1 protein-coding gene is annotated in these 7,044 nt (G+C 39.5%); it reads left to right on the top strand.

Annotated elements, in window-relative coordinates; genetic code table 11:
• Positions 1-36: 36 nt before the first annotated feature.
• Positions 37-7,044, top strand: a 7,008-nt coding sequence (locus L1D51_RS19740; RefSeq protein WP_239964583.1) for an RHS repeat-associated core domain-containing protein, incomplete at its 3' end; no start/stop codon positions are given.

The following is a 7,044-nucleotide window of genomic DNA, read 5'->3' as shown; positions in this document are numbered from 1 at the left end:
ACATTAATGTTGGCTGGACGACTTAGGGAGAAGAATATGTCAGCAATTTTCATTAAAAGATCTGATTTTTTTAATATACTTTTCTTAATATTACTTTCAAATCACGCGAATTCATCCCAGACGTCATCTTGGGTGCCAATTTCTAATAGTAATATAACAACAATAATCCCAGTTCCAGCTGTGTATGTCCAAGGTGTTGGTGTATACAACACCGGTGACGAGCAACAAATAATTATAGGTGATGTTGGTGCCACGAGTGCATATTATTACCGAGCAATAGATAGTATCACTGGTCAAGCTGGGGCATGGCAATGTAGTACAGCAAGTGATGTTATTAATAATGGCAATATATTAGTTGCTCAATCCCCCAATGTTGAAGGCAAATATAAATACGAAGTGTCAGCGTGCATGACAGGGAGCCAGTGCGATGTATCTCAGTTTGAGCAAGGTAAATTAGCTTGTTCAGCGAATGCAACTTCAAATGAAACACAAGTCGTTGATGTTAGTGGTGAGAGAGCGGTTTCTCCTTCAGACTCAGTCACTGAGCATGTTGGTGCAATTGCAGCCGAATTTAGGGTGTCTGAAAGTGGTGCTGCGACCTACTCGATACCTATCGCTTTACCAAAGTCTACTGCGGGCGTACAACCACAAGTTGCACTTACTTATAGTTCTCAAGCTGGCTCAGGAATTATGGGACAGGGATGGAATATAAGTGCTTCAAGTGCAATTTCACGATGTGGGAAAACTCCGGTATATGACGGTAAGCAAGGAGGAGTGTCGTTAACGCAAAGTGACCGCTTGTGTTTCAATGGTCAAAGGTTGCTAAAAAATAGAACCGCAAACTCAAAGAATAATAATGATATTGGCATTACAGATGCAGCTTATTGGAGTACAAATGCTAAGTATCACACTGCAATAGATAGTTTTGCGACAATCACACCTCATTATAATTCAGGAGGTTCACTTCGAGCATTTACAGTAGAAAATAAGGCGGGTGAGATTCATTATTATGGTGATTTAACGGCAATCCCTACAAATGCAAATTCAGTTTTAGGTAAAAAACTGTCTAAGGGTTTTTACTTGCAAAGTGGTGCTTATTCTACAGGTAAATCTGATGCCTATTTACACAAAGATGGAGACCTAAACAAAGGTTTTACTTGGCTAATTAAAGGTGTTGAAGATGTAAAAGGTAATTACTTCGTATATAACTATACCTCATCACTTGAAGGCTATAGAAGTTTTTATAATAATTATGCGTCTCACAATGGTCAAAGTTATTTGATGTCGATTGAGTACACAGGTAATAGTCGTCAAAGTAATAAGAAACCATATGCTAAAGTGCTTTTCAATTATAAAGAAAGTAGGAAAAGGCGTTCAGGCTGGTTTGTTGGCTCACCTACAACTCAAGCGGCATTACTTGAAAATATAGTCGTTTCTATAAATGGTCAAGAATTTAGAAAATATACACCGAGCTATTATGAATCAGACTTTTTAGACGAAAAAAATTATTTAGAGAGTTTAGAGGAGTGTCAAGGGAATGTATGTAATGCACCAATGACATTTAACTGGCAAAAGCCGGAACCAATAGAAACTTCTTTACAAGATAGTTGTCATTTTGAAGACACGATCCCAAGAACTAAGGTCTGTCATAAAGTGCCTACAAATGATCCATTCAAGCCTTTTGAGTCATCCTCTACTTTTAACTTTAATGCAGCAAATAACTCAAAAGCCTTGTTTTTTGATTTTAATGGTGATGGCTATTCTGACATTGTGTACCCTGATGGTTCTTGGAAAGTAAAATATGGGCCCACTTTTACAACTTCAAAAACTTTGTCAGGTACCAGTGGTTACACAGGAAAAGCCGAGTTTGCAAGAATCTTAGATGTGGATGGCGATGGGAACTTAGATTTTATCGTTGCTAAAGACAAAGACTCTGATTGGGTTGCTATTAGCAATAAAAAAACTACCGTTAGTTCTCAATCTTGCGAATATGGTCCAAAGTATGATCCGAACAAATGTGAACCAACGACAATAGAAGTTTATGTATCAGGCATCGGAAAAAAAGCAATTGGTTTAGAAGGTTCTACGCAAATCATGGATGTCGATGGCGATAGTCTTCAGGATATTGTTTATTCAACGGGGTTAAATTTTTATTACTATAAAAATCTTGGCAGTAGAGCATTTTCCTCTGCTAAGCTTCTTACTACTATCCCAATAAGAAAACGTATACCTTTACCAGATGATAAGGTCTATAGAGATCACGAAATATTTAATGGTGACTATAGATATAGCAATACTGCTGGGGCTGCAAATGCAACTGTTCTTGATTTTAATGGGGATGGAATTACAGATCTATTAGTTGGTCGGAAAACAACCGTCAAAGATTGTAGTTCTGGTCAATTAAATAGTACGGAAATCTCTACTTCATCTTTTACAAGCTCCTCCTCGACTTGTAAAACTAGTTATGAAACTGATTGGTATCTTTATTCTGGCTCAGATTGGGAGAGTCCAGCACAAGAAATATCAGGTAATGCTTTCAACAAGCCTAAAGCTGTAGATTTAAACGGCGATGGTTTAACAGATATAATATGGAGAAGCGGGAATCATCTAAATTATAGGCTAAGTAATGGTACTGAATTACTTGGCGTTCAGACAGTCATGATTGCTGGTGGGGCAGATAATACAATACTTCCGTTTACAGATGGGCAAGAGAATTACAGCTACTTCCTAGACGCTTCAGGAGATGGAAGGACTGATTTGCTTATCGCTAATAATAATCAAACTGCTAGAACAACTTATTTTGCTAGACCACTGGAAACTAATAACGAGCAGTTAATTTTTGAAGCAAGAGGAACATGGAATTTTGATAAAAGCAAAATCACTCAGTTTAGTGATATAAATGGTGATGGGCAATTAGACTTACTGGAGGGTTCTAGTTCCAAGTGGAATGTTTTTTATAGCAACAATGCAAATAAGCTAATGCATGTAATCTCTTCAGTTGAAAATGGCCACGGCGTCACTAATAGCATCATCTATTCAAGCATTACAAATACTTTCAGTAATTTCCAAAATGAACTTGTTGCAACATATATTCAAAAAGAGTCTACACAAGGCCTTAACGCCGATGGTACTCGTAATAAGGATTATTTTTCACCTAATACGGGTATGTTTATGGTGTCACGAGTTGATTCATTATCAAACTACGGCACAACAAGTTCAGTCGCTTATCAGTACGGTGGCCTTTTATTGCATAAAAAAGGGTATGGAAATTTAGGGTTTGAGCTCTTACGTACCATTGATTTACAAACGTGTGGTGAATCGACTACGCGGGTTCCGTTTAAGTTAAAAGAGGATGACGAAGGCGCACCAATTTATGCCTATAGGCCAATTACTTACACCAATTATGATGATTGTATCATCACAACGACCACTTATAATCAGCTAGCACCTTATACGGGGATACCTAAATCCACGGTTCAATCATTAGGGGTTGGTGACAATGCAATTTTAATTAGTGATGCTAATAATAATGTTGAATCTAAAGGGACGTATTTTGGTGGTGTGCAAGCTTACATCAAAAAGTCTACTGAGCGTAGTTACGCATTAAATACAGATTTAACATCAAGCTCGCTAATTTCACGTACTGAAACATCGAATACGTATGACTATTTTGGTAACGCCACAAATATAACAACTTTCACGGATAACTTGTTAACAGGCTCAAAAAGTTCTACAAACAATCAAACGGTAACCACGGCCAACGTCTTTGGTAGCTCTAACTTAGATAAACTGATGGGGCGCTTAAGTCGGGCAACAGTTACAAAGTCATTGACAATTGGGGGGAGTAAAGCGCCAGTAAATGGTAGCCCTGGTAACCTAGTTAAAACAGCAAGTTTCACTTACAACAGTGATAAGATGCTTGAAACTGAAACAACTTCGCTTGGCACAACAACGCATAGCTACGATAGCTGGGGTAACCGCACGTCGACCACATTTGTTGCGGTAAATGGTAATGGTGCACAAAGCAATACCCGCTCTACGAGTAAAGTTTACGATAATAGAGGGCGTTATGTCATATCAACAACCGATGCTAATAACGTTTCGACAGAATCACGATATAAAGTTGCGGGGAGTGAGTCTTACGTAGCCAGCCCACTAGGTATTATTAAAGCGATTCAAACAATCGATGCGAATGGGGCGAAAAGCCAGCAGTTCATTTCTGCTTTTGGTGTTCTTAGCGAGACAAAGGTATCTGCCAGCCCGCAATCACCAACATTGATTACAAAAATGTACACACGTAAGTGTAGTTCTGTTAGTTGTGGCTTTGCAGGTGCATTTTACCGTCAAATTAGCGTCGCGTCGGGAGGGTTAGAAAGCCAAGTATTCTTTGATGCTTGGGGGCGAGAAATCGCAAGCAAAAAACGCTTGTTAGACGGTAGTTGGCAAGTTGTAGTTAAAGATTATGATGAATTGGGACGGTTAAAATCAGTTACTGAGCCAAACAAGAATGCTGCATCGAATTATAAAACAGACTATCACTATGACCGCTTAGGGCGTGTAGGGTCAGAAACAACGCCGACGGGGCATACCATTTCACGTATTTACAATGGCAATCAAGTGACGACCATTGACCAAAAGGGGAACAAGCAGCGTGTGACGACTAACTTCGTTGGTCAAAATTCAAGTGTTGAGCAGTTGTCTGCTGCGAATACGTTACTGACAAAATTAACGTATACCTACAATGTAGAAAGTCAATTAGTGACTGCGAAAGTATATACAGGCTCAACGTTGAGTCATACGCAGGTAACAAATATCTACAATACGTCTGGTCAGAAGACGCAGATGATCGACTTAGACAAAGGGACATGGTCATATCAATTCAATAGTTTTGGTGAGCTATATCAGCAAACAAATAGCAGTAATCAGGTTACAGCGTTTAGTTTTGATAAAATGGGTCGCCAAGTTGCACGTTTAGACCCAGATGGACTCACATGTTGGGAATACGATACCAAAGTGATAGGGGCATTAAGCCGTGTTGCGTATAAAAAAGGCAGCGCACAGTCTTTAAATACTTGCTTAATGAGCTGGGTTGACTCACCTAATTATGAAGAATCTTATGAATACGGGCATAACCTAAAAGTGTCGAGTACTCGTACGGTAATTGATGGTGAAAATTTCTTTACAGAAATGATGTATGACTCATTAAATCGCCCAAAATATACGCTTTATCCTGCTAACGGCTTTACAGTTGAGCATAAATATAATGGTTACGGTGCAGCTACGGCACTAAAAAATGTGACAACTGGGCACAGAGATTACGGGAAAATTTATCAAGAAATCAAAGCGGTTGATGCACGTGGAAATGTTACTGATGTTCGTTACGCCAATGGTGTGAAACAAACGCGTGGCTTTAAGTCATCAAATGGTTATATAGAAGCGATGTCGCTTACAAAAGGAACGACATTACTGGATAATCAAGCATTTAAGTTCGATGCGGATGGTAATCTTGAAGAGAGAAGTCATAACTATGGATTAGGCGGAACTACACACGATTTTTGTGAACGTTTTTCTTACGATAGCTTATATCGGTTAGATACTGCACGAACGACGACAGGTACGACGACGTGTAGCAATTCGGGCGGTATTTTCAAAAACTATGATTATAATAGATTGGGTAATATCACTTACAAGCAAGGTGTAGGTTATTACACCTATGATACGGAAAAGAAAAATCGGCTGGCAAAGGTTACCACGGGACCAAATGGCAGTGGCTCAACAGTGTATGACTTTTCAACCAGTAATTCATATGACAATCGTGGTAATGTATTAAAAGACGCAAGTCGAACATTTACTTATGCTTCATACGACAAACCGACCTTAATAACGAAGGGAGGCATTAATAGCCACCTGGAATATGATGCCAATCGTAACTTATATTTAAGAAAAGACGTTCGAAGTGATGGCGTCACTGAATCGTTATATGTAAAAGGCTTGTATGAGCGCATTAAAGGCAGTAACGGTATCACTGAGCATAAGTATTATGTGGGAAATGTCGTCGTAACAGACCGTTCAAATGGAACTTACGATACATTCTATTTACATAAAGACCATTTAGGTTCTACGACTACGATTACCAATGCAAGTGGTTCGGTAGTGCAACATATTAATTATGATGCCTGGGGTAAACAAAATCGTTTTCATACATCGGGTAGTTTAATTAGTTTACTAGAGCAGCAAAGTCCGGCCGAGAGTAAAGGTTATACAGGCCATAAGGAACTAAGTGGATTAGATATCATTCATATGAACGGTCGGATCTACGATCCAACCTTGGGTCGATTCTTACAGGCTGATCCGCATATCCAAGCACCAATGAATAGCCAAAACTATAACCGTTATTCTTATGTATTGAATAATCCGATGTCGATGACTGATCCCTCTGGTTATTTCTTCAAATGGGCGGCTAAGAAGCTTTTAGGGAAAGCAGGGGCACAAATTGCTGGATTTGGTATCGGTGGGTTTGCCGGTGCAGCTTTTGGTGCATGGTCTTATGAGCGGACAATGAATAGCCAAGGGCTACAAACTATTGCATCAGTCGCCTTAAACTTTATTCCGGGTTGTCAGGTATGGTGCTCAGCACTGTTTAGTGCTCAAGTGAATTACTATCATACGGGTAGCTTAGGTGCTGCATTTCATGCAGGTGGGCGCACAGCAGCAATTGCTGGCGTTTTCTATGGAATTGGTCAGAGCTTCCAAGGAACTCAATATTATAACGGTCCATTACATGTTGCTGCTCATGCAGTAGCTGGAGGTGTTATTTCTGATCTTCAAGGAGGCAAGTTTGGTCATGGTTTCTTTGCAGCGGGCATTACTAAAGGCTTTCAAGTGAGCGACATTATGTTGAGTAATCCTGTTGCAGCGACAATACAGTCAGCCGTTGTTGGCGGGACGGCATCTGCGATATCTGGTGGTAAATTTGCGAATGGAGCAGTGACTGCTGCTTTTCAGTATTTATATAATTATGCAAAATCTAATATTGTAAAAACT

This window comes from Pseudoalteromonas shioyasakiensis, from assembly GCF_022398475.1.
Lineage (GTDB): Bacteria > Pseudomonadota > Gammaproteobacteria > Enterobacterales > Alteromonadaceae > Pseudoalteromonas.
The sequence above is the reverse complement of the archived record's forward strand: the minus strand, read 5'-3'. Positions and strand labels throughout refer to the sequence as shown.